The organism is Pseudomonas sp. KCJK9000 (assembly GCF_046230725.1).
In the GTDB taxonomy this organism is placed as follows: domain Bacteria; phylum Pseudomonadota; class Gammaproteobacteria; order Pseudomonadales; family Pseudomonadaceae; genus Aquipseudomonas; species Aquipseudomonas promysalinigenes.
This window is the reverse complement of record NZ_JBJJLN010000027.1, coordinates 34,244-59,581: the sequence shown is the minus strand read 5'-3', so window position 1 is coordinate 59,581 and position 25,338 is coordinate 34,244. Positions and strand designations below refer to the sequence as shown.

Annotated in this window: 22 protein-coding genes; 16 read left to right on the top strand and 6 right to left on the bottom strand. The window is 58.4% G+C overall.

Annotation, left to right across the window (positions count from 1 at the left end; all coding sequences use genetic code 11):
• The 10 genes from oscA to ACK59H_RS13865 all read left to right on the top strand — a co-directional run.
• A partial coding sequence (gene oscA / locus ACK59H_RS13910) for a sulfur starvation response protein OscA (protein ID WP_409264570.1) occupies positions 1–146 on the top strand: 146 nt, incomplete at its 5' end.
• Between the two features lie 50 nt (positions 147–196).
• Positions 197–1,204, top strand: coding sequence for a sulfate ABC transporter substrate-binding protein (locus ACK59H_RS13905; protein WP_060477150.1), 1,008 nt, complete (start codon positions 197–199; stop codon positions 1,202–1,204).
• A 100-nt stretch (positions 1,205–1,304) separates the two neighbouring features.
• Positions 1,305–2,123, top strand: a complete 819-nt coding sequence (gene cysT, locus ACK59H_RS13900; RefSeq protein WP_060477149.1) for a sulfate ABC transporter permease subunit CysT — start codon at positions 1,305–1,307, stop codon at positions 2,121–2,123.
• Between the two features lie 10 nt (positions 2,124–2,133).
• A complete protein-coding gene (gene cysW / locus ACK59H_RS13895) occupies positions 2,134–3,006 on the top strand; it encodes a sulfate ABC transporter permease subunit CysW (protein ID WP_060477148.1) in 873 nt (290 codons plus the stop codon).
• Between the two features lie 3 nt (positions 3,007–3,009).
• Positions 3,010–3,999, top strand: coding sequence for a sulfate/molybdate ABC transporter ATP-binding protein (locus ACK59H_RS13890; protein WP_060477147.1), 990 nt, complete (start codon positions 3,010–3,012; stop codon positions 3,997–3,999).
• Between the two features lie 586 nt (positions 4,000–4,585).
• A complete protein-coding gene (locus ACK59H_RS13885; RefSeq protein ID WP_409264568.1) occupies positions 4,586–5,167 on the top strand; it encodes an alpha/beta hydrolase in 582 nt (193 codons plus the stop codon).
• 64 nt (positions 5,168–5,231) lie between these two features.
• Positions 5,232–6,062 (top strand): sigma 54-interacting transcriptional regulator, encoded by an 831-nt coding sequence (locus ACK59H_RS13880; RefSeq protein ID WP_409264567.1) that lies wholly within the window; start codon positions 5,232–5,234, stop codon positions 6,060–6,062.
• 173 nt (positions 6,063–6,235) lie between these two features.
• Positions 6,236–7,021 carry a MetQ/NlpA family ABC transporter substrate-binding protein gene (locus ACK59H_RS13875; protein WP_186476224.1) on the top strand — a complete coding sequence of 262 codons (786 nt, stop codon included), beginning with the start codon at positions 6,236–6,238 and terminating at the stop codon, positions 7,019–7,021.
• A 520-nt stretch (positions 7,022–7,541) separates the two neighbouring features.
• Positions 7,542–10,973 (top strand): hypothetical protein, encoded by a 3,432-nt coding sequence (locus ACK59H_RS13870; protein WP_409264566.1) that lies wholly within the window; start codon positions 7,542–7,544, stop codon positions 10,971–10,973.
• A gap of 146 nt (positions 10,974–11,119) precedes the next feature.
• Positions 11,120–12,853, top strand: coding sequence for an RHS repeat-associated core domain-containing protein (locus ACK59H_RS13865; RefSeq protein ID WP_409264565.1), 1,734 nt, complete (start codon positions 11,120–11,122; stop codon positions 12,851–12,853).
• 431 nt (positions 12,854–13,284) lie between these two features.
• Here ACK59H_RS13865 and ACK59H_RS13860 read toward each other — a convergent pair whose 3' ends face one another.
• On the bottom strand, positions 13,285–14,103 hold the full coding sequence (locus ACK59H_RS13860) for an alpha/beta fold hydrolase (RefSeq protein ID WP_409264564.1): 819 nt from the start codon (positions 14,101–14,103) through the stop codon (positions 13,285–13,287).
• Between the two features lie 71 nt (positions 14,104–14,174).
• A complete protein-coding gene (locus ACK59H_RS13855; RefSeq protein WP_409264563.1) occupies positions 14,175–16,541 on the bottom strand; it encodes a penicillin acylase family protein in 2,367 nt (788 codons plus the stop codon).
• 87 nt (positions 16,542–16,628) lie between these two features.
• On the opposite strand from ACK59H_RS13855, the gene ACK59H_RS13850 reads away from it, so the two are divergent.
• Positions 16,629–17,195 carry a sugar O-acetyltransferase gene (locus ACK59H_RS13850; protein ID WP_060479609.1) on the top strand — a complete coding sequence of 189 codons (567 nt, stop codon included), beginning with the start codon at positions 16,629–16,631 and terminating at the stop codon, positions 17,193–17,195.
• Here ACK59H_RS13850 and ACK59H_RS13845 read toward each other — a convergent pair.
• Positions 17,174–17,734 carry a DUF6436 domain-containing protein gene (locus ACK59H_RS13845; protein ID WP_409264569.1) on the bottom strand — a complete coding sequence of 187 codons (561 nt, stop codon included), beginning with the start codon at positions 17,732–17,734 and terminating at the stop codon, positions 17,174–17,176. The genes ACK59H_RS13850 and ACK59H_RS13845 overlap by 22 nt on opposite strands.
• Before the next feature lie 291 nt (positions 17,735–18,025).
• Here ACK59H_RS13845 and ACK59H_RS13840 point away from each other — a divergent pair, with 291 nt between their 5' ends.
• On the top strand, positions 18,026–18,952 hold the full coding sequence (locus tag ACK59H_RS13840; protein ID WP_409264562.1) for an alpha/beta hydrolase: 927 nt from the start codon (positions 18,026–18,028) through the stop codon (positions 18,950–18,952).
• Here the strand turns inward: ACK59H_RS13840 and ACK59H_RS13835 are convergent, their stop codons facing one another.
• The gene (locus tag ACK59H_RS13835) at positions 18,953–19,705 is read right to left on the bottom strand and encodes a DUF2059 domain-containing protein (RefSeq protein WP_186476230.1); all 753 of its coding nucleotides are present in this window, start codon (positions 19,703–19,705) and stop codon (positions 18,953–18,955) included.
• 113 nt (positions 19,706–19,818) lie between these two features.
• Here ACK59H_RS13835 and ACK59H_RS13830 point away from each other — a divergent pair, with 113 nt between their 5' ends.
• Positions 19,819–20,451, top strand: coding sequence for a 2OG-Fe(II) oxygenase (locus tag ACK59H_RS13830; RefSeq protein WP_060479636.1), 633 nt, complete (start codon positions 19,819–19,821; stop codon positions 20,449–20,451).
• Positions 20,452–20,481: 30 nt separating this feature from the next.
• Here ACK59H_RS13830 and ACK59H_RS13825 read toward each other — a convergent pair whose 3' ends face one another.
• Positions 20,482–20,997: a transporter substrate-binding domain-containing protein gene (locus tag ACK59H_RS13825; protein ID WP_060479612.1), complete on the bottom strand. Its 516-nt coding sequence runs from the start codon at positions 20,995–20,997 to the stop codon at positions 20,482–20,484.
• 224 nt (positions 20,998–21,221) lie between these two features.
• On the opposite strand from ACK59H_RS13825, the gene ACK59H_RS13820 reads away from it, so the two are divergent.
• Positions 21,222–21,698: a DUF4399 domain-containing protein gene (locus tag ACK59H_RS13820; RefSeq protein ID WP_261744351.1), complete on the top strand. Its 477-nt coding sequence runs from the start codon at positions 21,222–21,224 to the stop codon at positions 21,696–21,698.
• A gap of 135 nt (positions 21,699–21,833) precedes the next feature.
• Here the strand turns inward: ACK59H_RS13820 and serA are convergent, their stop codons facing one another.
• Complete coding sequence (gene serA / locus ACK59H_RS13815) at positions 21,834–23,063, bottom strand: phosphoglycerate dehydrogenase (RefSeq protein ID WP_060479614.1); 1,230 nt, start codon at positions 23,061–23,063, stop codon at positions 21,834–21,836.
• A gap of 171 nt (positions 23,064–23,234) precedes the next feature.
• Here serA and ACK59H_RS13810 point away from each other — a divergent pair, with 171 nt between their 5' ends.
• The gene (locus ACK59H_RS13810; protein WP_409264561.1) at positions 23,235–24,632 is read left to right on the top strand and encodes an FAD-binding oxidoreductase; all 1,398 of its coding nucleotides are present in this window, start codon (positions 23,235–23,237) and stop codon (positions 24,630–24,632) included.
• 24 nt (positions 24,633–24,656) lie between these two features.
• Positions 24,657–25,322 carry a fumarylacetoacetate hydrolase family protein gene (locus tag ACK59H_RS13805; RefSeq protein ID WP_060479616.1) on the top strand — a complete coding sequence of 222 codons (666 nt, stop codon included), beginning with the start codon at positions 24,657–24,659 and terminating at the stop codon, positions 25,320–25,322.
• Positions 25,323–25,338: the final 16 nt, after the last annotated feature.

Here is a 25,338-nt window from a genome sequence, read left to right as displayed (position 1 = left end):
AAGCCACCATTTTGCGGGAAATCCAGAGCGCGCTGCGCGACCTGCGGTTTGGGGCGGTAGAGATCACCGTGCACAACGCTCAGGTCGTGCAGATCGAGCGCAAGGAAAAATTCCGCCTGCAACAGCCCGGTCACAAACCCAGCTGAGTCGCGCCACCCCCTTCAAAACTAGAAAAATGCCAATCGGGAGCTTCACCATGTCCATCCGCCGTTATGCCCTGGCTGCGCTTGCCAGTGCGGTATTTGCCGGTTCCGCCATCGCCAAGGACTACGAACTGCTCAACGTGTCCTACGACCCGACCCGCGAGCTGTATCAGCAGTACAACGCCGAATTCATCAAGCACTGGCAACAGGCCCATCCGGGCGACAAGGTGAAGATTCAGCAGTCCCACGGCGGCTCGGGCAAGCAGGGCCGCGCTGTGATCGACGGCCTGCGCGCCGACGTGGTGACCCTGGCGCTAGCCGGTGATATCGACGAAATCGCCAAGCTGGGCAAGACCCTCCCCGAGGACTGGCAGAAGCGCCTGCCGGATGCCAGCACTCCGTACACCTCGACCATCGTCTTCCTGGTGCGCAAGGGCAACCCCAAAGGCATCAAGGATTGGGGCGACCTGATCAAACAGGATGTCTCGGTTATCACCCCCAACCCGAAAACGTCCGGCGGCGCTCGCTGGAACTTCCTGGCCGCGTGGGCCTACGGCCTGAAAACCGGCGGCAGCGAAGACAAGGCCAAGGCTTACGTTCAGGAGCTGTTCAAGCACGTACCGGTGCTCGATACCGGTGCCCGAGGCTCGACCATTACCTTCGTCAACAACGGCCAGGGCGATGTACTGCTGGCCTGGGAGAACGAAGCCTTCCTGGCGCTGAAAGAGGACGGCGGCGCCGATAAATTCGAAATCGTGGTGCCATCGCTGTCGATCCTGGCTGAGCCGCCGGTCGCGGTGGTGGACAAGAATGCCGAGAAGAAAGGCAATACCGAAATTGCCACCGAATACCTCAAGCACTTGTACAGCCCGGCAGGCCAGAAGATCGCCGCCGAGAACTTCTACCGCCCGCGAGACGAAAAAGTGGCGGCTGAATTCGGCAAACAGTTCCCGAAACTGGACCTGGTAACCATCGACAAGGACTTCGGTGGCTGGAAGACTGCGCAACCAAAATTCTTCAATGATGGTGGTGTGTTCGACCAGATCTATCAGGCACAGTAACGCCAAGGAACCCACGGGGCGGCCATGCAGCCCCGGCATCTAGACGCCTGCACTGGCCCGGGAGCGCTCCCGGGCCTCGTGCGTTCAACCAGGGATATTTATGTCACGTCGCATTTCCCCCGTCATACCCGGCTTCGGGCTGACGCTGGGTTACACCTTGGTGTATCTCAGCCTGATCGTGCTGATACCGCTGGCGGCCATGTTCATCCATGCCTCGCAGCTGACCTTCGCGCAGTTCTGGGCCATCGTCAGTGCGCCACGGGTGATCGCCGCACTGCAACTGAGCTTCGGCACCGCGCTGTTCGCCGCCATCATCAACGGCGTGATCGGTACCCTGCTGGCTTGGGTGTTGGTGCGTTACACCTTCCCCGGACGCAAGATCATCGACGCGATGATCGACCTGCCGTTCGCCTTACCCACCGCCGTTGCCGGGATCGCGTTGACCGCGTTATACGCACCTAATGGCTGGGTTGGCCAATTCGCTACTGACCTGGGCTTCAAGATCGCCTACACCCCGCTGGGGATAACTCTGGCGCTGACCTTCGTCACCTTGCCGTTCGTGGTGCGTACCGTGCAGCCGGTGCTTGCGGACATCCCGCGCGAGGTCGAGGAGGCGGCTGCCTGCCTGGGCGCCAAACCTGTGCAGGTGTTCCGCCATATTCTGGCGCCAGCGCTGCTGCCTGCGTGGCTCACCGGCTTTGCCCTGGCCTTTGCCCGGGGCGTTGGCGAGTACGGGTCGGTGATTTTCATCGCTGGCAACATGCCGATGAAGACCGAGATTCTGCCGTTGCTGATCATGGTCAAGCTCGACCAGTACGACTACACCGGCGCCACTGCCATCGGCGTGCTGATGCTGGTGGTTTCCTTCATCCTGCTGCTGCTGATCAACCTGCTGCAGCGTCGCATCGAAACCCCTTGAAGGAGGCCGCATGTCCAGTTCAACCCTGAATGCAAGTGCTGCCGCCAACGCCGCCCGGCGAGGCAGCGCCACGTCGCGGCGCATCCTGATCGGCCTTGGCTGGCTGGTGTTTGTGCTGTTTCTGCTGCTGCCGCTGGTGATTGTGGTGTCGCAGGCGCTGAAAAACGGTTTCGGCACCTTTTTCGAAGCGATCTTCGAACCCGATGCCTTGTCAGCATTGAAGCTAACCTTGCTCGCCGTGGTCATCTCGGTGCCGCTCAACCTGGTGTTCGGTGTCAGCGCCGCCTGGTGCGTCAGCAAATACAACTTCCGTGGCAAGAGCGTGCTGGTGACCCTGATCGACCTGCCGTTTTCGGTTTCGCCGGTCATCGCGGGCCTGGTGTACGTGCTGATGTTCGGCGCGCAGGGGCTGTTCGGCCCCTGGTTGCAGGACCACGACATCCAGATCGTGTTTGCCCTGCCGGGTATCGTCCTGGCGACCATTTTCGTCACCGTGCCATTCGTGGCCCGTGAGCTGATCCCGCTGATGCAGGAGCAGGGTACTCAAGAAGAGGAGGCTGCACGTCTACTCGGTGCCAATGGCTGGCAGATGTTCTGGCACGTGACCTTGCCGAACATCAAATGGGGCCTGATCTACGGCGTGGTGCTGTGTACCGCGCGGGCGATGGGCGAGTTCGGCGCGGTGTCTGTGGTGTCGGGCCACATCCGTGGCGTGACCAACACCTTGCCGTTGCACGTGGAGATCCTCTACAACGAGTACAACCATGTCGCGGCCTTTAGCGTGGCCAGCCTGTTGCTGATCCTGGCGCTCTTCATCCTGCTGCTCAAGCAGTGGAGCGAGAACCGTATTAACCGCCTGCGCCACAGCGCCGCGGAGGAATGATTCATGTCGATCGAAGTTCGTAACGTCAGCAAGCGCTTCAACAGCTTCCAGGCCCTCAACGACATCAACCTGGACATCAACAGCGGCGAACTGGTAGCGCTGCTCGGCCCGTCGGGCTGCGGCAAGACCACCCTGCTGCGTATCATCGCCGGCCTGGAAACCCCAGATCAGGGCAATATCGTGTTCCACGGCGAGGACGTATCCGGCCACGACGTGCGCGATCGCAATGTTGGGTTCGTGTTCCAGCACTATGCGCTGTTCCGCCACATGAGCGTGTTCGACAACGTCGCCTTTGGCCTGCGCATGAAGCCCAAGGGTGAGCGTCCGAGCGAGAGCAGGATCGCTGAAAAGGTCCATGAGCTTCTGAACATGGTGCAATTGGATTGGCTGTCCGATCGCTACCCAGAGCAGCTATCCGGTGGCCAGCGCCAGCGCATCGCCCTGGCCCGCGCCTTGGCAGTGGAGCCTAAGGTGCTGCTGCTCGATGAGCCCTTTGGTGCGCTCGATGCCAAGGTGCGCAAGGAGCTGCGCCGCTGGTTGGCCCGGCTGCACGAGGATATCAACCTCACCTCGGTGTTCGTGACTCACGATCAGGAAGAAGCCATGGAAGTGGCCGACCGCATCGTGGTGATGAACAAGGGTGTCATCGAGCAGATCGGCTCGCCGGGGGAGGTGTATGAGCAGCCGGCCAACGATTTCGTGTACCACTTCCTGGGTGATTCGAACCGTCTGGCCTTGAGCGAGGGGCAGCATGTGTTGTTCCGCCCGCACGAAGTGTCGCTCTCGCGCCATGAAACCGAGGGGCACCACGCGGCCGAAGTGCGTGACATCCGCCCGCTAGGGGCGACCACGCGGGTGACCTTGAAGGTAGAAGGGCAGAGCGAGCTGATCGAAGCCGAGGTGGTCAAGGACCACGACAGTCTGACTGGGTTGGCGCGCGGGGAGACACTGTTCTTCCGGCCGAAGGTTTGGCAGAAGGTGACAGATATCTGAGTGTCATCAGTGAATGAACAGCCCGGGCCCAGTCCCTAATGCTGTTGACTTAAGCATTTGAGTCCAGGCTGAGGTCGAAAAATTCGATACCAGTGATCTGGTGTCGGATTTTTTTGGGGTTCAATTTGAGCCCTTTGGCGCCTGTGAGATCGAGCGCCGCCCGCGCGGCGCATCGCGAGCTGCGCTCGCTCCTACGTTTGTTTCGGGCCAGTAACGCCTGTGGCAGACGCGCGCGACCGCCTTGTTCTTACGACGCGATATCGCGCCATGCACCAAGGCGTCCGCGCGCAAATCCCGCAGGCATAATTGGCCCGAAACAAACGTAGGAGCGAGCGCAGCTCGCGATGCGCCGCGCGGGCGGCGCTCGATCTGCGCTCCACCGAAGAGCTCAAGCCGAGCCTCTAGGCTTAAGTGAACAGCATCAGCGCTCAGTCCCGGGCTTTTTTACGACTGCAAGGTGGCCGCGAACGGAACGATAACTATCAATCTAACTTTTGGTTATTGATAAATATCTTCTTATTCCTTTACGCATATAACTAGTTCCCTATACTGATCTTCAAACACGCAAACTAGTTGGAGGCGTCCCATGCGCAATGAGCTGATTCGTTACCTGATTGTGCCGGGCTGGCAAGGATCGCCAGACAACCATTGGCAGAGCCACTGGCAGCGCACGCTGCCCAACAGCGCCCGAGTCGAGCAGCATGACTGGCTTACACCTCAGCGCCGAGACTGGGTAAAGGCGTTGGAGCAGGCAATAGCCGCCGAACCCACACCCGTGATCCTTATCGCCCACAGCCTGGGTTGCATCGCTGTCGCCCATTGGGCCGCACACGCTAACCCGGCATTGCTGCGTCAGGTACGTGGGGCGTTGCTTGTGGCGCCGGCGGATGTCGAGCGGCCTACCTGCGCGGAGGCTTTGCGCAACTTTGCGCCGATCCCGTTGCAGGTGCTGCCCTTCCCCAGCCAAGTCGTCAGCTCCGACAACGACCCGGCAGTCAGCGTAACCCGGGCCCTGTACCTCGCCCAGGCCTGGGGCGCCGAGGCGGGCCTGTTGAGCAATGCCGGGCATATCAATGTCAAGTCCGGCCACGAACGCTGGGAACAGGGCTTCGCCTATTTGTACCGCTTGCAAAGCCGAGTCGAGCAGCGCGCGCTGCGCCGCGCCTGATCGACCACGTACGTTCACCCTTGCCTGACGCCCAGCCAACGACGGTATGGGGCGGGAGTTTGTCATGACCATTCAAAACCCATTCGGCCAGCCCCTGCTGACCTTTCCGGAGCTGGACAAGAGCCCGCTGAGCATACGTGCCAAGGCGCTGGTGTTCATCGACCCGCGCTCGCAACAGTTGCGTGAGGCGCTGGAGCGGCTTGCGCCACTGCCTGTGCCAGTGCTGATTCGCGGCGAGACCGGTACCGGCAAGGAGCTGCTGGCTCGGCAAATTCATCGCGCCAGTGATCGGCCTGGGTTGTTCGTGTCGGTCAACTGCGCGGCCATAAGCCCGACCTATGCCGACGCGGAGCTGTTCGGCTATAGCGCAGGCAGCCAGGGCGGCACCGCCAGTAGCCGCGCTGGCTGGTTCGGCTCGGCCAATGGCGGCACTTTGTATCTGGACGAGATCGCCGACCTGCCCTTGGCCATCCAGGGCAAGTTGCTAGCGGCCCTGGAAAACCGCGAGGTGACCCGTGTTGGCGCACAGCAGCCCCAGCCTGTGGATGTGCGTCTGGTAGCGGCCAGCAGCATCGACCTGGCGCGGGTGGTGAATGCCGGCCGCTTCAATGAACGGCTGTACCAGTACCTGAACGAAGGCGCGCTTCTATTGCCGCCGCTGCGCGAACGCCCGGGGGACATCCTGCCCTTGGCCGAGTATTTCGTGGGCATCTACAGCGTTCGCCTGCAGCGGCCTCTGGCGTTGATCAGCGAAGCGGCGCAGCAGGCATTGGAGGCGCATGCCTGGCCTGGTAATACCCGCGAGCTGGAGAACGTGATCCATTTTGCGCTGCTGGTGAACGACGGGGATGAACTGTTGCCTCAAGACCTCGATCTGCCAGGGCCAGCAGCTTAGATGGGCTAATAGCGAAGTCAGTGGTGGCATTTTGCTTTTGGAATAAGCGGCGAATTAAAAGATATTGTTAAGGTATAAAAAATCTCGGTATCGTCCGACCCACGCCCACTGCTTAAACGGTTGGGCCCCGACTTCGCCATCCTCGATGGCTCAGATCCAGAATAAGGAACACCATGAAAAAGACCCTGCTGACCACGGCCCTGGCCGCTACCCTGTCGTTCGCTGGCCTGGCATCGGCTGCCGAGAAATTGGTGGTTGCTGCCACGCCTGTACCTCACGCCGAGATCCTCGAGCTGATCAAGCCGACCTTGGCCAAGGAAGGTGTGGACCTGCAGATCAAGGTGTTCACCGACTATGTGCAGCCCAACGTGCAGGTTGATCAAAAACGCCTGGACGCCAACTACTTCCAGACCCTGCCATACCTGCAGAACTTCAACGAAGGTAAGGGTACTCACCTGGTTACCGTGGTCGGCGTGCATGTCGAGCCGTTCGGTGGTTACTCGAAGAAGGTCAAGAGCCTGGACGAGCTCAAGGAAGGCGCCACCGTTGCCATCCCTAACGAGGGCAGCAACAGCGGCCGCGCCTTGCTGCTGCTGCAGAAAGCCGGCCTGCTGACCCTGAAAGACCCGAAGAACGCTCTGGCAACCCCTAAAGACATTGCCGAGAACCCGAAGAAGCTTAAATTCCGCGAACTCGAGTCGGCCATGCTGCCTCGCGTGCTGGATCAGGTCGACCTGGACATGATCAATACCAACTACGCCCTGGAAGCCGGCCTGAATCCGGCCAAGGATGCGCTGGTGATCGAGGGTAGCGACTCGCCATACGTGAACTTCCTGGTGGCGCGCCCAGACAACAAAGACAGCGACGCGATTCAGAAGCTGGCCAAGGCCCTGACCAGCCCTGAGGTGAAGGAATTCATTGCCAAGAAGTATCAGGGTGCGGTGTTGCCTGCGTTCTGAATCTAACTGCGGTGAAAAAACCGGCGCAAACGCGCCGGTTTTTTTTCGCCTTTCAAGTACGGCACAGGTAAGCAACTGTCCGTTACCTATCATTTTTGTCAGTTGTCAGTTTACTGCGTGGGATGTTCAATAAAGTTCCATCTGCTGACGATGCATTATGAGTGCAGAGGGAACAGGCAGGGCAACTGAACACCATTTCCAACAGGGGGAATGACTCGAGGTAGATATCAGACTTTACTGGGTGCTACTGGTCGAACTGGGTCGTGTTCGTTCATCGATTGAGTTGCATGCTTCTACGTGTTTTTTGCTCGCGGGCAGCATGGTGAAAAATACACGAAGTTCAGCGCTGTACGCCCGATCGAGCACTCAGTCCTACCTCTGGAGAAGGGGATTCTAGGACGTTCGGCCCCCCCCCCGGCCAACCAGTAATACCTGTTGCCTACATGCCAAACACGCGCCAACTACCACCAGGTGGAGGGGCAGTTCTGTTGTTTCACATTCCTGACCAGAGGCATGTACCATGAGCACCAGTACACACAACGGCGTCGTTAATTTCCACAGTTACATTGACAGTGGCGTGGACTTGCGCACTGGCACCTTTTCCACGAATATTTTGTTGGCCACCCTGATTGAGCCGAATTTTGACGTCAGGCTCACTTACTCCCCTCTCAATCAGAAAGACTTCGGTTTCGGGCATGGATGGCGTATCCCTGTAACCATTTACAACACAAAAAGCCACTTGCTTTCCTTGGCGGACGGGCGTTTGTATGACGTAGAAACAAAGGGAGCAGAACTGAAACTTAAAGACAGCACGGGTGAGGTCAAGCTAGAAAAGATCACCTCTCCAGACCGTTTGAAAGTTACCTATCGAGACACCGGCATTATCGAATGGCTTGAGAAAAAGAGCCACTGGTATGCCTGTATTGCTCGGACAACGCCAATCGGCGACGCCCTGTATTTTGTCTGGCAAGTTGTCGAGGACAGCAAAAATCCTAAGATTCACCTGAAAGAAGCCTTTAAGTCCACCACTGCGTTCAATTCAGTAGATGACGAAGGCATCGAAAAAACCGTTTTGCTCTCAATTACTATGGATGCCCTTAAGCCCAAGATTGAGATATGGCCAAAAACAGATGAAGCGCGTACTTTTTCATTGAGTCTCGATGAGAATTACCTTGAGAGCATGGATAATAAGTCTTTTGAGCCTGCCTTGAATTGGAAATTTGAATATGACGGTTCAGTATCTCCTTCTATTTTGAACGCGGTTGTAAGCCCTTCCGGAAAGCGTGAGAGTGCACAATATTCAAATGACGAGCCCTTATATTCTGGGGCACCACCTAGAGTTAAGATTTATAAGTCTGATTCAGTTACCGTATACGGTTACTGGATTCGGCCTATAAAAAACAACAGCACTGAAAAATTTGAGGCTGGAAACCTGATTGTATGTACTCGCAGACTTTCACACTCCCTGGCGGATCTTTCTCTTGGTAAATCCAGACGCATGCTTTCATTTAAACTCTCACCAGATGTGCTGCCAGCCTCTTCAAATCCACCCGGTTGGAGTAGACAACTCGAACACACTTTATCTGCATATGACAAAAACACGTTCATGCCAATTTATTCAGCCGAGCTGCTGTGCTCTCCTGCTGACCTCTCTCTAAGTTTTGAAGACTTACAGTTCGAACTTTCTGACGACATCAGAAACCTCTGGGATCATCACAATAGTCTATTAATATCAGACAAATTCTTTTCGTCAGACAGTAATGATGTCAAGTCCGATCTTGATCCTCAGACTGGTCTATTAAAGCCAGAGGTTATTAAGCCTGACCTTAGCTCTCCGAGCAGTATCCTAGCGCTGGGTGAAGTGTTCTCGCGAGATAAAACTGTTCTTAGGCCCTACCTTAATCCTCAACGGGAGTCCATAATCCAATATTCCCCAACTCATCCAAAGCTACCAATTCAAGAGGATACTCGATATTACAGCATTACTAATTTCAGTGAAGATCTTGAGGTTCTTGCTAATCCCGCCAAATCTACTATTCACATCAAGCGCTACAGCTGGGACGACCATGGGCGGCTACTCAAAAAAACCAATGAAGATGGCAGTACTGCAGAGTACTCTTACACTGATAGTGAAGGAACCAATGAACTCGTCCACCACGAATTACTCACCCCCGATGTGAAACAGTCTACTCACACGTCGACCCTGTATGCCTACGAAAAACTAGAAGGGCGTGCCTATGCATTGAAAGCCATCCCAAAGCAAACCTGCTATATACTATCGGGGTTGCGCCGAAAAACGCTAACTCACGGCAAGAACGGAGATTATCAAGTCTACAAGAGCGAAGCTGTCAAAACTGACGGTTTTGACCGCGGCAGATTAAAGCAACAAACAGCGTTCAGCATCCCCGCAGCCAGCATAAAAGTAGACGGCAGCGTCGATGACGTATCCCGCGGCCACAAACCCTACCACACTACCGTCTTCACTTATGAACTAAACAAGCACACGCTTAAAACTACCGCCGTCACCACTGGTAGCGATGGTTGTAGTGCAACTAGCGAAAGAACTACATCGACGCTGAGTGGTGTTGTCCTGAGCGAAAAAGACTTTGACGGTAATTCATCGGCTTATACATGGGATGCGTTATCCAGACTCACCAGGACCGTAAACAACTCGGGTACACCCTACGAGACCGAAGAGAAGTTCACCCATAAAATCATCAACAACAAGGATGAAGCCAAAGCGCTTTCCGCGGTGATTCCCAGTACTCTTCGTGTTGACTATCATGGCTACGTCCTTCACTCAGACACTGCAAACAGAGTCATCCTGTCTGTTCACGACAATAGCGCTCGAGAGGTAGCAACCTTCCTGTATCGTGAAGCGGGCCCTAAAAACAATCCGCCCGCGAGCTGGATTAGGACACAGACCAAGCTGTATGACAATTTTGGCCGGTTAGCGAGTCATACAAAACACACTGAGAGCGATGCAGTAACTTCCCATACCGTCTATGACCTCCCAAACTGTTACTGGTCATACATCGAAAGAGCGTCATCAAAATTTGATATTACGCACGTACTGCTCGACGAGGCTAATCAATCTCGTATCATCACCTATATCGATTCGGACAATTTAACCGAGTTTCCAGCGCAAGAAGGTTCGCCTACGGACCCCATCTCTCCGATTCTAGGTGAGATAGATCACTCGGAGGGTGATCTGAAAGCCTACCTGGTGCCAAGATTCCAATTCAAACCGAAGAAAAATGTGTGTTGGTCGCGGGTGGAATACCTAGATGCCAATGGCAATGTGACAGAGACTCGAATTTATACCATGGATGCTGACGAAAAAATTGCGTCGAGCTCCGAGGAGGCCAAAACATCCGTCCTGCAACCCACACTCCATTCATCAAGACGCTATAGCTACAACTGGCACAATGCCAATACGTCTTTCACGGATGAGCGCGGTAACATCACGTCACTGCAATATGACGACCTCAACAGGCTGACGGCCATCACCCGCCCTGACGGAAGCACGATTAGTTACGCCTATGCCGCCGGCACCGAAAAACCCCTCGCCACCGAGGTCAGCATTACATCTGGGGGCAAGAAAACGATCATCGGCACTCAGTTGTTTGACTCGCTCGAGCGCCTTAAAGAATCTGTCAGCGGCGGGCGCAAACACACGTATGAGTATCAAGGCGCCACACAGTCCCCGCAAAAAATAACTTCCCCGGACGGAACTGCGCTGACGTACGAAGTGATTGCGGAACTGGGTGGGGTCGTTAAGTCGATCAAGGCAACCGGGCTTGCCCATACATTCGACTATTTGCCAGGCTCTGGCCTATTAAAAAATACGGCGATCAAAGCGGCTATTCATCAACCCTCGCCTATGACAAACAGTGTAATATCATTAAAGAGGATATTGTTTCCGGCAGTGGCAATGCGAGCAGGACTCTGACTCAATCGTTTTCATCGACGGGGCAACGTCAAGACTTCACAGATGCGACCAACGACAAGCAAAGCTTCGCTTTCGACAATGACCATATCAGCGTCTCGGAAGATGCCAGTACCAAAGTGCAGTATGAGTACGGTGCATTCGGTCGGGTGCATAAGCAGACAATCACCGATAAAAAGAATAAGAAGTCTTTGATCGTTAAATATAGCTATGACATATTAGGCAACGAAACCTCTCGTACCATCGAAATACCTGACCAATCGGAGGCGTTGGTCATCAAGCAGGTCCACCAAAAAAATGGCCAACTCGAATCGCGCCAGATCATGCAGGGCAAGAAAACACTTCGGGATGAACGCTTCACTTACACGTCTGTGGATTTGCTGGAGACTTATACTTGTACCGGCAATGATCTTCCCTTGGACGGCTACAATAAGCCCATCTCAAAGCTGACTTTCAAATACGATGCATTGGGCAATATCACGCAGTGTGTGACTGATTTCGGTAAAGAAAGTGACACCGCCAGTTTTCTTTACGAAAATGACAAAGATCCGTGTCAGTTGAGCAAAGTCACCCATTCCCATAAGGACTACCCCACAAGCATAGTTCTGGCCTATGACGCCAATGGCCGCATGACGAAGAATGAGCGAGGCCAAACGCTAACCTATGACGCCCTCAATCGCCTTTCAAGCCTGAAGGAGGGAAAAGACACCTATCTCTATCATTATGACCCTAAGGGCAAACTTACCTCACGCACGAAACTCACGGTACGCAGCGAGTGGCTGTACCAGCCAGGAGGGCGATACCCGTTGTTGAGCAACAAGATTGAGGGAGACGTCATCACGCGAATCACTCGAATTGGCGAGCACGTCGCGGCGACAGTGGCCCAGTCTGGCAAGTCATCCACGCCGGACAGTGTTCAGTTGATCGCAACGGACGCATTGAACTCCCCTGTGATCGCGCTGGACAACGGAACCCGCACTGATCTGCTGAAGTATTCGCCTTCGGGCCATCCTGCCTCACCCCGCACACCGGGGTACTTCGCAGAGCTGTATGACGACGTCAGCGGTGTGTATCACTTGGGAGAGCGGCAATACAGCCCATGCCTGTTCCGTTTCACAACGCCCGATAGCTGGAGCCCATTCGGGCTGGCAGGTGTGAACGCTTACGCCTACCTTGACCCAGTAAACTGCCCCGACCCGGAGGGTCATCTTTCGGAGAAAGGCCTATTTGCCATTTTTATGGGCGTAGCTTTCATCATTTTGGGTATTGTGACGCTGGGTTCAAGCATCGCTGCGTTTGCAGCCGTTGGGCTAACAATGGCGGTTGGCTTGGCGATCGCCGGTGCCCTCGCGACGGTCGCCGCTGGTGCGCTAGGTGTGGCCTCCGGCGCGCTGTCCGACAGCGACCCCGAGCTTTCCAGAAAGCTGGAATGGGCGTCGTTTGGCGTAGGGATCGTCGGAGCCGGGTTTACATTAGGCGCGGGATTCGCCGCCGGCGCTGCGCGCACTTCGATAGGCGCCCTACGGGCCGGTGCACCGAGACTCGGCAGAATGGCGCGCTATGCCGTCACGGATGCAGTCTCGGGGGGAGTTCAAATGCAACCGCTGGCGGCAGGCACCGCGCCGGCACTCGCGCGCCCGATAACCCGTTCCGGGGTGACGCTGGCTCAGGAGTTCGTTGGCCACTCCAGATACGCATTTAGTAGTTCATCCAGTGTCACAAGCGGTATCCAGAGCGCGGCAAGCGGAATGTTTTTTGAAGCTTTCGCCAGGATAGCTGCTCAGCCTGCGGCCCGCATGCTGGGAGTAACCATGGGCATGATGGCGCTACTGGGCCTGGGCATCGGCGCGAAACAACACGCTGAGATGCAGGCTTCGTCGTAAGCGAGCGATTAATGAAATAGATGGTGTGAAAAGCCCTCTACCACAATTGTTGGCAGAGGGCTTTTCACATCACGCGCGCCTGCTGATGAATGTTCAACTGACCGGCTGATATTCAGCCCATGCCCCACATTCAAAGCGCTCACCTGACTCCCATACTGCGCGACTGATTGCTATCTGGAGCCTGCCCGCACTGATGCGCCCGGCCAGCGAAGTTGAAAAGTGAACCTCTAGCGCAAGCCTGTGGCCTTGCGAAAGTCCAGCGATCGTTACCAACGGCAGCCCTGTATAGGGGCTGGTTAATGGCCTTGGCGATGTCGGTACCCGATACAAGCTGATTTTGTTCCGCTGGACAAAGCAGAACTCTGGGCATCGCGTTTTGCTGCTGCCAGGCTTGACTGTGTAAATGGAGCCGCATAGCGGCCCCTGCAAACTCACGCCTTGCCTGGTAGCCAGTTCAACAAGAAATCACTGACCACCTTGGGGTTCTCCAGGCTGGAGATATGCCCCGCAAACGGAATCTGTGCCGCTAGGCAACCAATGATCCGCGCCATTTCATTGGACTCCTCAGGCGGCCGAGGAATGTCCTGATCGCCACAGAGCACGATGGCCCGCTCACCGGCAAGCGCGCATAGCTGCGGCAACAGGTCCGGCCTGCCAAATATCACTCGCCCCATTGGGTCCAGGCTATGCCGAATGGTTTCGGCTGTGCTTGCCTTGAGGTCGGCGCGAAACTGGTCGCGAATCTCCGGCACCGTCTGCCCACCGGCATGGAAGAAGATTGGCACGATGATATCCAGCAGTTCATCGCTGAAGTGGCCTGCCGCGCTCGCTGCATCCAGCAGGGCGAAGTACTTCTGCCGGGTCGCTTCTGGTTCGGCGCCGAGGTAGGTGTCCATCAACACCAGGCGGTCGACCCGCTCGGGGTGCTCGATGGCCAGTTGCGCACCCCACATGCCGCCGACTGACAGGCCGACCAGGTGGCATTGCGGGATGTTCAGCGCGTCCAGCAGCGCCAGGTGTTGACGGGTCAGGGCGCTCATGTCGGTGGTGGTGGACGGTGGGGCATCGGAGTCGCCATGGCCCCAGAGTTCAGGGACGATGACACGAAAGTGCTGTGACAGGGCATCGATTTGTGGCTGCCACATGGCCGCCGACCACAGATAGCTATGGCCGAGCAGTACCGGGAAGCCTTGCCCCTGGTCTACATAGCTCATGCGGGCGCCGTCGATTTCGATGAAGTGTTTTTGCATGGATGGACCTCGGCTGATAAGCGGTTGCAGGTTAATGAGGGTGCGCTGCGTGGCGCAGTTGCGGCTGTTGTTCATCCGCCAGGTACAAGCCTGAGCGTGCTCTGCGCCGGAATCACACCCATCTGTGCTCGCTGGTAGTTGCCTTCGACATACCCTTGGGCCTGATCCGAAAAATGCTGGTCGAACGGCACGCCACTCTGCCCGATCGGGTTGCTGGTCAGTGCCTGCCCGGCATCGGCAAAGTCGATCAGGCGCCGGGTCGATGGCCCATAGGTCACTGGCCATGGCGCCGGGCCGATCTTTGCCGAGAGGTTGTTCGGCACTTCATGGGTACCGGGCGCGGCGAACGGCCCCACGTTGAACAGCAGGTTCAGCGGCTTTTTGACCCCAAGAGGGTGGTTGTGGGTCAGGGTATGGGCTTTGCCCCACTGCCAGCTGGCCGGGTCGCTACCCATGGTGCCGCGCAGATGTTTCAGGCTTTGCTGCCAAGCTGTGCGCACGACGGCGGTACGGTCGGTACGCTGGTTGCCACCGCGGGTATTCCACCACGGTGAGTCGGCATCCGCCGCCAGGCGTGGCAGGGCGGCGTCGATGGTGCGGGTGCTGATCAGTATCGGGAACCAGGTATCGCCCAACTCGTCATGCAGGGCTGCGAACGCCAGCTCGTAGAGGAACTGGTTGAACAGCGTGGCGCTGGTGGAATCCAGCGGGTAGTCGCCGCGCCAGGCTGCCAGCTGCTCGACCAGTTCCTTCTCCTCGTCGCCCTTAGCGACCTCGCGCAGCGTTGCCAACAGTGGCGCCAAGGTACGCGAACCGTAATCGCTGGCCGTATCGAGCTGCAGCGCCTGGCTATTGTGCGTGTCCCATTTCACTTGCGGGTTGGCCAGCTGGCGATCGAGCTGGCGGCCGCGGTCGGGGAGGTTGTAGTAGCCGGGTATTGGCACCGGGGACGGTGGCTGGTGGTTGGCCGAGACGATATAGCCGCTGGTCGGGTTCTCCTGTTGCGGGTTGACGCTGAATGGATAGAAACCGAGTTTGTCGGCCTGGCCGCTGGCACCGTCGAGAATGAACGCCGGGTTCACTCCATCTGGGCGAATCGGCAGTTTCGCCGCCGCCCACCAGCCAATGTCGCCACGTGCGTTGGCCCAGACCAAATTCAGCCCTGGCGCCTGCACCTTGGCAGCGGCTTCGCGCATCTTGCCCAAGGTGTCGGCGCGGTTGAGCTGGTAGAACCCCTCCAGGATCGGGTTCTCGGTTTCGAGAAACGCCCACCACATGGCAATCGGCCGAGACCCGGCTGCGCTGCCGATGACTTCATTGACGATTGGGCCGTGGCTTGAGCGGCGCAGGTTGATGGTCACCGGTTGCTCACCTTTGACCGCAATCTGCTGCTCGGTCTGTTCCAGTGTCTGCCACTGGCCGTCGATTTTTACTTGGTCGGGGTTGGCGGGGTTGGTCTGTTCCGCGATCAGGTCGACGTCATCGTTCTGGAACATGGTCAGGCTCCAGCCGAAATCACGGTTGTGCCCCAACATCGCGAACGGGTTCAGCGCCTGGAAGTAGCCATACAGGTTGAAGCCAGGTGCCGAGAGCTCGGCTTCGTACCAGACGGCAGGTACGGCGAAACTGATGTGCGGGTCACCGGCCAGCAAGGGTTTGCCGCTGCGGGTGCGGCTACCGGAAACAGCCCAGGCATTGCTGCCTTCGAACTGCGGGATACCGGCGTCGATCAGCGCTTGGTGGCTGGCAAATGCCACGCTTTCGAGGCTTAGCCAGTCGGCAGCGGCTAGCGGCGTGCCGAGCGCGCCCTGCGGTTGCCAGTCGAGGTCGAAAATTTTCAGGTAGTGCGGGCCAAGCTGGTCGCGGATGTAGGTCAGTGCAGGTTCGGTGCGAAAGGCCGCCGCAAAACTGTAAGCCAGATAGCCGGCGATGCTCAGGGTGTCTTGGGCGGTGAACGGCCGTGGCGTGATGCCGATCAGGTCGAACTCAATCGGCTTGGGGTGGCTGGCCTGCCAGGCGTTGACGCCCTCTAGATAGGCCTGCAGGGCTTGCCATGCGGGCGATTGATGGTCCTGGCGCTGAGCCATCAACGCGGCCTGTTCACGGATGCGCAGGCTGCGAAACAGAGTGTCGGTGGGCAGCAGCTTGCTACCGAATATTTCGGCCAGTTCCCCACGGGCCAGGCGGCGCATGATCTCCATTTGGAACAAGCGATCCTGGGCATGCACGTAGCCCAGGGCGCGGTACAGGTCCGCTTCGTTCTGGGCTTGCAGGTGGGGCACGCCACGGGCGTCATAGCGCACGCTGACCGGCGCCTGCAGCCCAGCCATGGCCACCTCGCCCGAACGCTGTGGCAGCTTGCCGTGCACATACCAGTAACCGGCGCCAGCGACCACGGATACAACGGCCACGGCCAACAGGGTCAGGCTGCGCTTCATCGGGACTCCTTGTGCATTCGAGCGGAAACTGTGGTCCGATCATCGACGGACTCGCGAACAGAGCATAGTCCCCTGAAAGGAGTTTCCATGCCACTCAGCGAAAAACAGAAAATGCTGACAGGTCAGCTGTATCACGCCGGTTGCCCCGAGCTGCAGGCCGAACAGATCGCCAGCAAGCACTGGATGCACCGTTACAACAACAGTGTCGAGCTGCTCAACGAAGCGCGCAACGACCTGCTGGCCGAGCACCTAGGCTACGTTGGCGAGGGCACGGTGATCCGCCCGCCGTTCTACTGCGACTACGGCTACAACATCAGTATCGGGCGCAATACGTTCATGAACTTCAATTGCGTGATCCTTGATGTGGTGCCAGTGCGCATCGGTGATGACTGCCAGATCGGCCCCAACGTGCAGATCTACGCGGCTGACCATCCGCTTGACCCCGAGGTCCGGCGTAGTGGGCTGGAAAGCGGGCGACCGGTGACCATTGGCAACAATGTGTGGATCGGCGGTGCAGCGATCGTGCTACCGGGGGTGACCATTGGAGACAACGCCATCGTGGGCGCCGGCAGTGTGGTGACCCGTGATGTGCCCGCGGGGGCGACCGTCGTGGGTAACCCGGCGCGGGTGCGTCAGCCGGTCCAGGGGCAGTAGCAGCCTACGGCCAGCGTATTCGAGGCGTTGACCTTACGCCCGGCCAGCAGTGCTTTGAGGATCGGCTCGATGAAACTGTTACTGGCATTGCACACCGCGCCTTCGCTGTAGGGGCCGAAGTAGGCAAGGTTGCCTTGACGGTCCCAGATGGCCACGGCAGGGGAGGCGGGCAGGTGTTCGCTGCCGGGCAGGTTGTCGAGGGTTTGCAGGCTGGCGAGGTTGGCGGGCAGCAGGCCTTGGCTGCCGGGCTTTTGCACAACGTAGAATGCCACGCCCTGGTCGGCGAACTGGGCGATCAGATCGCCAAGGTGCTGCTGGTTGCCCACGTTGCAGGGGCAGGCCGGGTCCCAGAAGTGCACGACGCGGATCGCCCCGGGGCCGGCTAACCCGGCAGGTAGGCGTAGCTGGCTGCCGTCGAACAGCGTGGTCTGATTGTCGAACGGGCGCAGGTAGCGGGACTGGAAGGTGATGTAGGCCTGCCAGAGAACAAGGGCGCAGAGCATCAGTGCGAGCGCCGACAGGATCTTTTTGGTGTTCATAGGCTTCATGAGTTTCCTGCGGCCTTTTATACGAGCGACTTTAGCCGCGAAGAATGCGTTGCGGTGTGGCGCACCGGCTTGGCCTGTAACCCGCTTCTACAGGCGCTGCACATGCCATGAGATGAGCGCAAACCTATGGAGCGGCTCAAGCCTTGAAGAGGCCAGCGCAGACAGAGGATGCTGTCACTCCGACAGGCTGATCTCGGTGCCTTCGAGGTGAGCAAGCTTGCCACGGAGTCGGCCAGAGCTGAATATCGCAGATCAATACTCGATCCGCCTTGGATGTACCTGATGCCTGCCTCTTTTCGCCCCGATCCCCTGCGTGCCAGCCTTGCGCCGTTGGCCACGCGTCAGGCGTTGTCCAACCAGGCGCAGGACTATCAACGCTTCTATGGCTTGAACCTGCCGGTGCAGAGCTGGCTGGGCGGTTTTCAGGCGGCAGGGTTCGAGTTGGTTGGGCAAGTCTGGCTGCCTGAAAAGCCAAAAGCGACGCTGTTCCTACTGCACGGCTATTACGACCACATGGGCCTGTATCGGCATGTCATCGAGTGGGCACTTGCGCTTGGGTACGCGGTAATCAGCTGCGACTTGCCAGGCCATGGCCTGTCTAGTGGTGAGCGCGCGAGCATCGGTGATTTCGCGGTGTATCAGCGTGTGCTGGAGGCTCTGTTCGAGCAGGCGCGTAGCCTTGGGCTGCCACGCCCCTGGCATCTGTGCGGGCAGAGCACCGGTGGTGCCATCGCTGTGGATCACCTGCTGCATCAAGGTGAGCGCAGCCCGGTCGATGGCCAGGTGATCCTGCTGGCGCCATTGGTGCGGCCGCGGGCATGGCGCTGGTCGAAGTTCAGTTATCGGGTGTTGCGCCACTTTGTCGATGGCATCGAGCGCCGCTTCAGTGAGAACACCAACGACCCGACGTTCCTGCCGTTTCTCGAAGCCGACCCGCTCCAGCCTCGGCGCTTGCCCACGGCTTGGGTCGGTGCATTGATCGCCTGGGTCAAACGCATCGAAGCGGCGCCGCATTGCCCGCGGCGGCCGCTGATCGTACAGGGGGAGGACGATGGTACGGTGGATTGGCCCTACAACCTTGAAGTGCTCAAGGCCAAGTTCGACGAGCCGCAGATCCTGCTGCTGCCCCAAGCCCGTCACCACTTGGCCAACGAGTTGCCAGGCATCCGCCAGCGCTACTTTGACTTCATCGGGCAGCGCATGGGCTGATTACTTGAGGTCAGCGCTGTTCTGGCCAACCGCAAGGCCAGCACGCACCGCAGCTACAGCCGCTTGGTAATAGGCTTTGCCTTCCGGCGACTCGGCGAACGTGGCGAATTCTTCGAGTTCATCGTCGGACAGGTCGCGGTACACATACAGCAGCGTGTTGTTCAGGTCCTGGCCGATCTGCCCCATCAGCCGCTGGCGCTGGCCGTCGAGCAGGCCTTGGGCTTGGCTTGGGCCGAACAGGCCAGGGATCATCGAACTGAGGCTGTCGGCGGCCACCCCGGCAATCGCCAGGCTGACTTCGGCACCGGCTTCACGGGCCGGCAGCGCCTGGGCCAAGTGGCCTATGACCAGCATCCGGTTGTCGCTGGCCTGCATCTTCGGCAGGCCCTCGGCGTGCTTTGCCAACTGGTCCTTGCGCGTGGCGAGCAGCTCGGCGGCAACGATCTTGCGCCCCAATGGCGACTGGAAGAACGCCAGGGCCGGTGTTGGGTTGGGCAGGGTGCTGCGCAGTTTGGCCAACGCACGGCTGTCCATCGCCTTGGCTTGGAAGCGCTGGTTGCTGTTGTTGACCAGCGCCTGATAAACCGCAGGCGGCAAGCTATTGCGATAGCGTTGCTGAGCTGCGCTCACGGCGTCGGTGAAATGGGCGCGCTGGTCAGGCCAGCCGGCGGCTTTGTACAGTTGATCAAGGCTGTCTGCCCGGACAGGCATGGTGCAGATCATCAGCAGAAGCAGGGAAAACAAACGGCGCATTCAGGACTCCTGTCGGCAGGTGGCTATTGTCCTTGGACGGGCGCCGTTTTGTCGAGCAATCCTAACGCTTCTCAGCCAAGTGGCGCTGTGCGCCGACAGAGTGAATGGATATGATGCGCGCCATGCACATCTCCCCCGAAAACCCGATGTTTGCGGCCGTCGTTGACGATCTGGCCACCCATGGCTGGTCGCAGCAGGCGCTCTTTCTGCCTGCCGACCTGGTGCGCGCGCTCGCGGCCGAATGCCGCCGCCGTGATGCCGAAGGTCAACTCAACCCGGCCGCTGTAGGGCGCGGCGATGCCCAGGAGGTGCGCGAGAGCATTCGCGGCGACCAGATCCAGTGGATCGACCCTGGCCAGGCCCCGGCTTGCGATGATTACCTGGCGGCCATGGACCAATTGCGTCAAGCCATGAATCAGGGCTTGTTTCTGGGCCTGGAGGATTTCGAATGCCACTTCGCCCTGTACCCACCGGGTGCGTTCTATCGCCGGCACCTGGACCGCTTCCGTGACGATGACCGGCGCATGGTGTCGGCAGTGCTGTATCTGAACGAAGACTGGCACCCAGAGAACGGTGGGCAGTTGCGCATGTTCCTGGCCGGCGGTGTCGAGCACGATGTGCAGCCTTTGGCCGGCTGCCTGGCGATTTTTCTTTCCGGCGTAGTGCCGCACGAGGTGTTGCCAGCTACGCGCGAACGCCTGTCGTTGACAGGCTGGTTCCGGCGCCGTGGCAACGACCCGTTCTGATCTATCGAGTGAGTGCCTGCCGGCGGATGTTCAGTTGGCGGGCGTTGGAGCAAGGGCGGCAGGGGTCGCTTGGTCCGCCTGCATGCCCTTGAACCACTTGCGCTCAAGTTCTGCCATACGGCCGCTGTCTTTGAGGCGTTGAATGGCGTTGTTGACCGCGCTTTCGAAGGCCGGGTTATCTTTCTGGAAAGGGATCACCAGCTTCTTTTCGCCGAACGCCTGGCTTACATCGAACGGGCCATCGGCATTGGGCGCCTCGCTAGAGGGGGTAAGGGCAACATCGTACTTTCCGCTTTCGACCCCCGGCAGCACTTGCTCGGCTGTGGCTTCCAGAAACTCGGCACGCAGGTCGAGTTCGCGGGCCAAGTCCTGACCCAACTCGACTTCAAAGCCCGTCAGGCGGTCGTCTTGCTTGAAAGAATAGGGTGCGTTGTCGGCTTGCACGGCAATGCGTAGTTCGCCCCGGTCGGCAATTTCGTCTATCAGCTCGGCCTGAGCCAACGGAGTGATCAGTACTGCCAGCAGTACGCCTATGGTCGAACGCATTTCGTGCCCCTTTTTATCTAGCAAATGAATAACTTTCGCCGCGACTTTCTTCCCCATCGCGGTCGAGCGCAGCCTATGACCTTCAAGCCTTGGCGAGGTTTAACCCTAACTGAAAAATTTATGCCCTGGGGCCATGATCGCTGCGAACGGGTAATTCAACTATGTTGAATCATCGCGGCCATTGTTTGATGGCGGTGTTTTCAAGTGAACCACAGGAGACGTTGATGAACAGCTTATTTTCCCGTGCTGCCGTGGCTGGCCTGCTGCTGGGGGTGTCGATGTTTGCCGGCGCAGCGGATGCCCTCAAAAGCCAGGAGCCGCCTAAGGGTGCCAAAGTCTTCATCGTTTCACCGGCCGATGGCGCCACGGTGGACAAGACCTTCACCGTGAAATTCGGCATCGAGGGCATGGAACTCAAGCCTGCTGGCGATCAGACTCCGCATACCGGCCACCACCATTTGCTGGTGGATGTGGACAAGCAGCCGGTCGCCGACATGCCGCTGCCGACCAGCCTGATGCCGGCTGCGGGCACTGCGTTGCCAGCCGGGCCGCAGGTGCTGCACTTCGGCAAGGCGCAGACCGAAGCGACCATCACCCTCGCCCCAGGCAAGCACACACTGCAACTGGTGCTGGGCGATCAGTATCACGTGCCGTTCAAGCCGAGCGTGGAGTCTGAAAAGATCACTGTCCAGGTAAAGTAAGCGCCGATCCCACCCCATAGGAGTGTCGAGCGCTGCGGGGTTGGGTATTGGCAGGCAAAGAAAAGGGCTGCGTCACGGCCCCTCGCGGATGTACCCGCGAAGGGCCGCAGCGCAGCCCCCATTGTCTTGCCTGGCTTAGAACAGTACGCGCGAGCGAATGGTCCCTTTGACCTGTTGCAGTTTTTCCTGCGCCAGGTCGGAGTACTCGGCGTCAACGTCGATCACCACGTAACCAACTTTCTCGTTGGTTTGCAGGAACTGGCCGGAAATGTTGATGCCGTTCTCGGCGAAGACCTTGTTGATCTCGCTGAGCACGCCCGGAATGTTCTCGTGGATGTGCAGCAGGCGGTGCTTGCCTGGGTGGGCCGGCAGCGCCACTTCAGGGAAGTTGACCGACGAGATGGAGGTGCCGTTGTCGCTGTACTTGACCAGCTTCTCGGCCACTTCCAGGCCGATGTTGGCCTGTGCTTCGGCAGTGGAACCACCGATGTGCGGGGTGAGGATGACGTTGTCCAGGCCACGCAGAGGGCTTTCGAACTCTTCGTCGTTGGAGCGTGGCTCCACTGGGAACACGTCGATGGCGGCGCCGATCAGGTGCTTGTCCTTGATGGCGGCCGCCAAGTGGTCCAGCTCGACCACGGTACCGCGAGCAGCGTTGATCAGAATCGCGCCTTTTTTCATCGCACGGATTTCCTTCTCGCCGATCATCCACTGGGTGGATGGCAACTCAGGCACGTGCAGCGAAACGATGTCGGCCAGGCCCAGCAGTTCGTTGAGGCTGGCGACCTGTACGGCGTTGCCCAGTGGCAGCTTGGTCAGCGGGTCGTAGAAATAGACCTGCATGCCAAGGTTTTCTGCCAGAACCGACAGTTGAGTACCGATTGAGCCATAGCCGACGATGCCCAGTTTCTTGCCACGGATCTCGAACGAGTTGGCCGCGCTTTTGATCCAGCCGCCACGGTGGCAGGATGCGTTTTTCTCCGGGATGCCACGCAGCAGCAGGATCGCCTCTGCCAGCACCAGTTCGGCCACCGAGCGGGTGTTGGAATAGGGGGCGTTGAATACGGCGATACCACGCTCGCGGGCTGCGGCCAGGTCAACCTGGTTGGTGCCGATGCAGAAGCAGCCGACGGCGACCAGTTTCTTGGCACAGTCGAAGATTTCTTCGGTCAGTTGAGTGCGCGAACGGATGCCGATGAAGTGGGCGTCGGCGATCTTTTCCTTCAGCTCGGCATCCGGCAGGGAACCTGTGAGGTATTCGATGTTGGTGTAGCCGGCGGCCTTGAGGGTATCGACCGCGTTCTGGTGCACACCTTCAAGAAGAAGGAACCGGATCTTGCTCTTGTCGAGAGAAGTCTTGCTCATCTGCGTAAACCTGTATCCCGGAGAAAAAATGGCGAGGACTGATGCCAGGCGCCAGGGCAGCCATAGCATGAACAGCGGGAGCGCTATGCTAGCATACGCGACCCAATCTGAGCTTATCCCGACAGGTGAAGAGTGCTCAGGGTGACTATGAATAAGTCGAGAGTTCCAGCGATGACCCACTCTGCGGTAATTGAAGAACTGATGACCCTTGTCGACCCTGGCAAGGTCCTGACCGACCCGGCTTCGCTCCAGGCCTACGGCAAGGACTGGACCAAGCACTATCCGCCTGCACCCACCGCCATCGTGCTGCCCAAGACGGTTGAACAAGTGCAGGCCATCGTGCGCTGGGCCAATCAGCACCGGGTTGCCCTGGTGCCCTCCGGCGGGCGTACCGGTCTGTCGGCCGGTGCCGTGGCAGCCAATGGCGAAGTGGTAGTCGCCTTCGACTACATGAACCAGATACTGAGCTTCAATGCCTTCGACCGTACCGTGGTATGCCAGCCAGGCGTCATCACTCGGCAGTTGCAAGACTTTGCCCACGAGCAGGGCCTTTATTACCCGGTGGATTTCGCTTCCAGTGGCTCCAGTCAGATTGGCGGCAACATCGGAACCAATGCCGGCGGTATCAAGGTCATTCGCTACGGCATGACCCGCAACTGGGTAGCTGGTCTGAAGGTGGTCACCGGCACTGGTGAGCTGCTGGAGCTGAACAAGGACCTGATCAAAAACGCCACCGGCTACGATCTACGGCAGTTATTCATTGGCGCCGAAGGCACCTTGGGTTTCGTCGTCGAAGCGACCATGCGCCTGGACCGAGCCCCGCGCAACCTTACCGCCATGGTGCTGGGCACCCCTGATTTCGACTCGATCATGCCGGTGTTGCATGCCTTTCAGGGCAAGCTCGACCTGACCGCCTTCGAGTTCTTCTCCGACAAGGGCCTGGCCAAGATCATGGCCCGTGGTGATGTGCCGGCTCCTTTCGCCACAGACTGCCCGTTCTATGCCTTGCTTGAATTCGAGGCCAGTACCGAGGAGGTGGCCAATCAGGCGCTGGCCACCTTCGAGCACTGTGTGGAGCAAGGCTGGGTGCTCGATGGGGTCATGAGCCAGAGCGAAACCCAGCTCAAGAACCTGTGGAAACTGCGCGAGTACCTGTCCGAGACCATTTCTCACTGGACGCCGTACAAAAACGATATTTCCGTGACCGTTTCCAAGGTTCCTGCGTTTTTGCGCGATATCGATGCCATCGTCAGCGAGCATTACCCTGACTACGAAGTGGTCTGGTACGGCCACATCGGCGATGGCAACCTGCACCTGAACATCCTCAAGCCTGAGCACATGAGTAAGGATGACTTCTTTGCCTCGTGCACCAAGGTCAACAAGTGGGTGTTCGAGATCGTCCAGCGCTACAACGGCTCGATCTCGGCCGAGCACGGTGTGGGCATGACCAAGCGCGACTACCTCCGTTACAGCCGGTCGGCCCATGAAATTGCCTGCATGGAGGCAATCAAGGCCGTCTTCGACCCTAACGGCATCATGAATCCGGGTAAGATCTTCGCTCCTGAATAAAAGCAGTGATCAAAGGAGTCGGCCATGAGTTACCAGCACCAGTACGTAGACGGCACGCGCATCCATTTCCCGCTGGGCAAAGTGGTATGCATCGGCCGCAACTACGCCGAGCATGCCAAGGAACTGGATAACCCCATCCCAAGCGAGCCGCTACTGTTCATCAAACCGGGCAGCTGCGTGGTGCCGCTGGAGGGCGGCTTCAAGATCCCGACCGACCGTGGCTCGGTGCACTACGAGGCCGAAATCGCCGTGCTGTTGGGCAAGCCGTTGTCGTCCAACGCCTCCCAGGAAGAGGTGATGGATGCCATCTCCGGATACGCCCCAGCCCTGGACCTGACTCTGCGCGACGTGCAGGCCAAGCTCAAGGAAAAGGGCCTGCCTTGGGAGTTGTGCAAAAGCTTCGACGGCGCCTGCGTGTTACCACCGTTCGTTTCTGCGGCATCCTTTGAAGACGTGACCGATATTCCCGTGCGCCTGACCATCAACGGTGAAGTGCGCCAGGACGGTAACAGCAAGATGATGCTCAACCCGATCGTGCCGATTATCCAGCACATGGCAGCGCAGTTCTCGCTGCAGGCGGGTGATGTGATCCTGACCGGTACCCCGGCCGGTGTCGGGCCATTCAATGTGGGTGACGAACTGGTGCTGGAACTGCCAGGTGTTTGCCGTTTCGAGAGCCGCGTGCTCTGACGCAAGGCCTCATCAC

Bases quoted from the DNA above. Each gene is read 5' to 3' on its own strand.
- ACK59H_RS13905 (WP_060477150.1), top strand. From the start codon at position 197: ATGTCCATCCGCCGTTATGCCCTGGCTGCGCTTGCCAGTGCGGTATTT.
- cysT (WP_060477149.1), top strand. From the start codon at position 1,305: ATGTCACGTCGCATTTCCCCCGTCATACCCGGCTTCGGGCTGACGCTG.
- cysW (WP_060477148.1), top strand. From the start codon at position 2,134: ATGTCCAGTTCAACCCTGAATGCAAGTGCTGCCGCCAACGCCGCCCGG.
- ACK59H_RS13890 (WP_060477147.1), top strand. From the start codon at position 3,010: ATGTCGATCGAAGTTCGTAACGTCAGCAAGCGCTTCAACAGCTTCCAG.
- ACK59H_RS13885 (WP_409264568.1), top strand. From the start codon at position 4,586: ATGCGCAATGAGCTGATTCGTTACCTGATTGTGCCGGGCTGGCAAGGA.
- ACK59H_RS13880 (WP_409264567.1), top strand. From the start codon at position 5,232: ATGACCATTCAAAACCCATTCGGCCAGCCCCTGCTGACCTTTCCGGAG.
- ACK59H_RS13875 (WP_186476224.1), top strand. From the start codon at position 6,236: ATGAAAAAGACCCTGCTGACCACGGCCCTGGCCGCTACCCTGTCGTTC.
- ACK59H_RS13870 (WP_409264566.1), top strand. From the start codon at position 7,542: ATGAGCACCAGTACACACAACGGCGTCGTTAATTTCCACAGTTACATT.
- ACK59H_RS13860 (WP_409264564.1), bottom strand. From the start codon at position 14,103: ATGCAAAAACACTTCATCGAAATCGACGGCGCCCGCATGAGCTATGTA.
- ACK59H_RS13855 (WP_409264563.1), bottom strand. From the start codon at position 16,541: ATGAAGCGCAGCCTGACCCTGTTGGCCGTGGCCGTTGTATCCGTGGTC.
- ACK59H_RS13850 (WP_060479609.1), top strand. From the start codon at position 16,629: ATGCCACTCAGCGAAAAACAGAAAATGCTGACAGGTCAGCTGTATCAC.
- ACK59H_RS13845 (WP_409264569.1), bottom strand. From the start codon at position 17,734: ATGAACACCAAAAAGATCCTGTCGGCGCTCGCACTGATGCTCTGCGCC.
- ACK59H_RS13840 (WP_409264562.1), top strand. From the start codon at position 18,026: ATGCCTGCCTCTTTTCGCCCCGATCCCCTGCGTGCCAGCCTTGCGCCG.
- ACK59H_RS13835 (WP_186476230.1), bottom strand. From the start codon at position 19,705: ATGCGCCGTTTGTTTTCCCTGCTTCTGCTGATGATCTGCACCATGCCT.
- ACK59H_RS13830 (WP_060479636.1), top strand. From the start codon at position 19,819: ATGCGCGCCATGCACATCTCCCCCGAAAACCCGATGTTTGCGGCCGTC.
- ACK59H_RS13825 (WP_060479612.1), bottom strand. From the start codon at position 20,997: ATGCGTTCGACCATAGGCGTACTGCTGGCAGTACTGATCACTCCGTTG.
- ACK59H_RS13820 (WP_261744351.1), top strand. From the start codon at position 21,222: ATGAACAGCTTATTTTCCCGTGCTGCCGTGGCTGGCCTGCTGCTGGGG.
- serA (WP_060479614.1), bottom strand. From the start codon at position 23,063: ATGAGCAAGACTTCTCTCGACAAGAGCAAGATCCGGTTCCTTCTTCTT.
- ACK59H_RS13810 (WP_409264561.1), top strand. From the start codon at position 23,235: ATGACCCACTCTGCGGTAATTGAAGAACTGATGACCCTTGTCGACCCT.
- ACK59H_RS13805 (WP_060479616.1), top strand. From the start codon at position 24,657: ATGAGTTACCAGCACCAGTACGTAGACGGCACGCGCATCCATTTCCCG.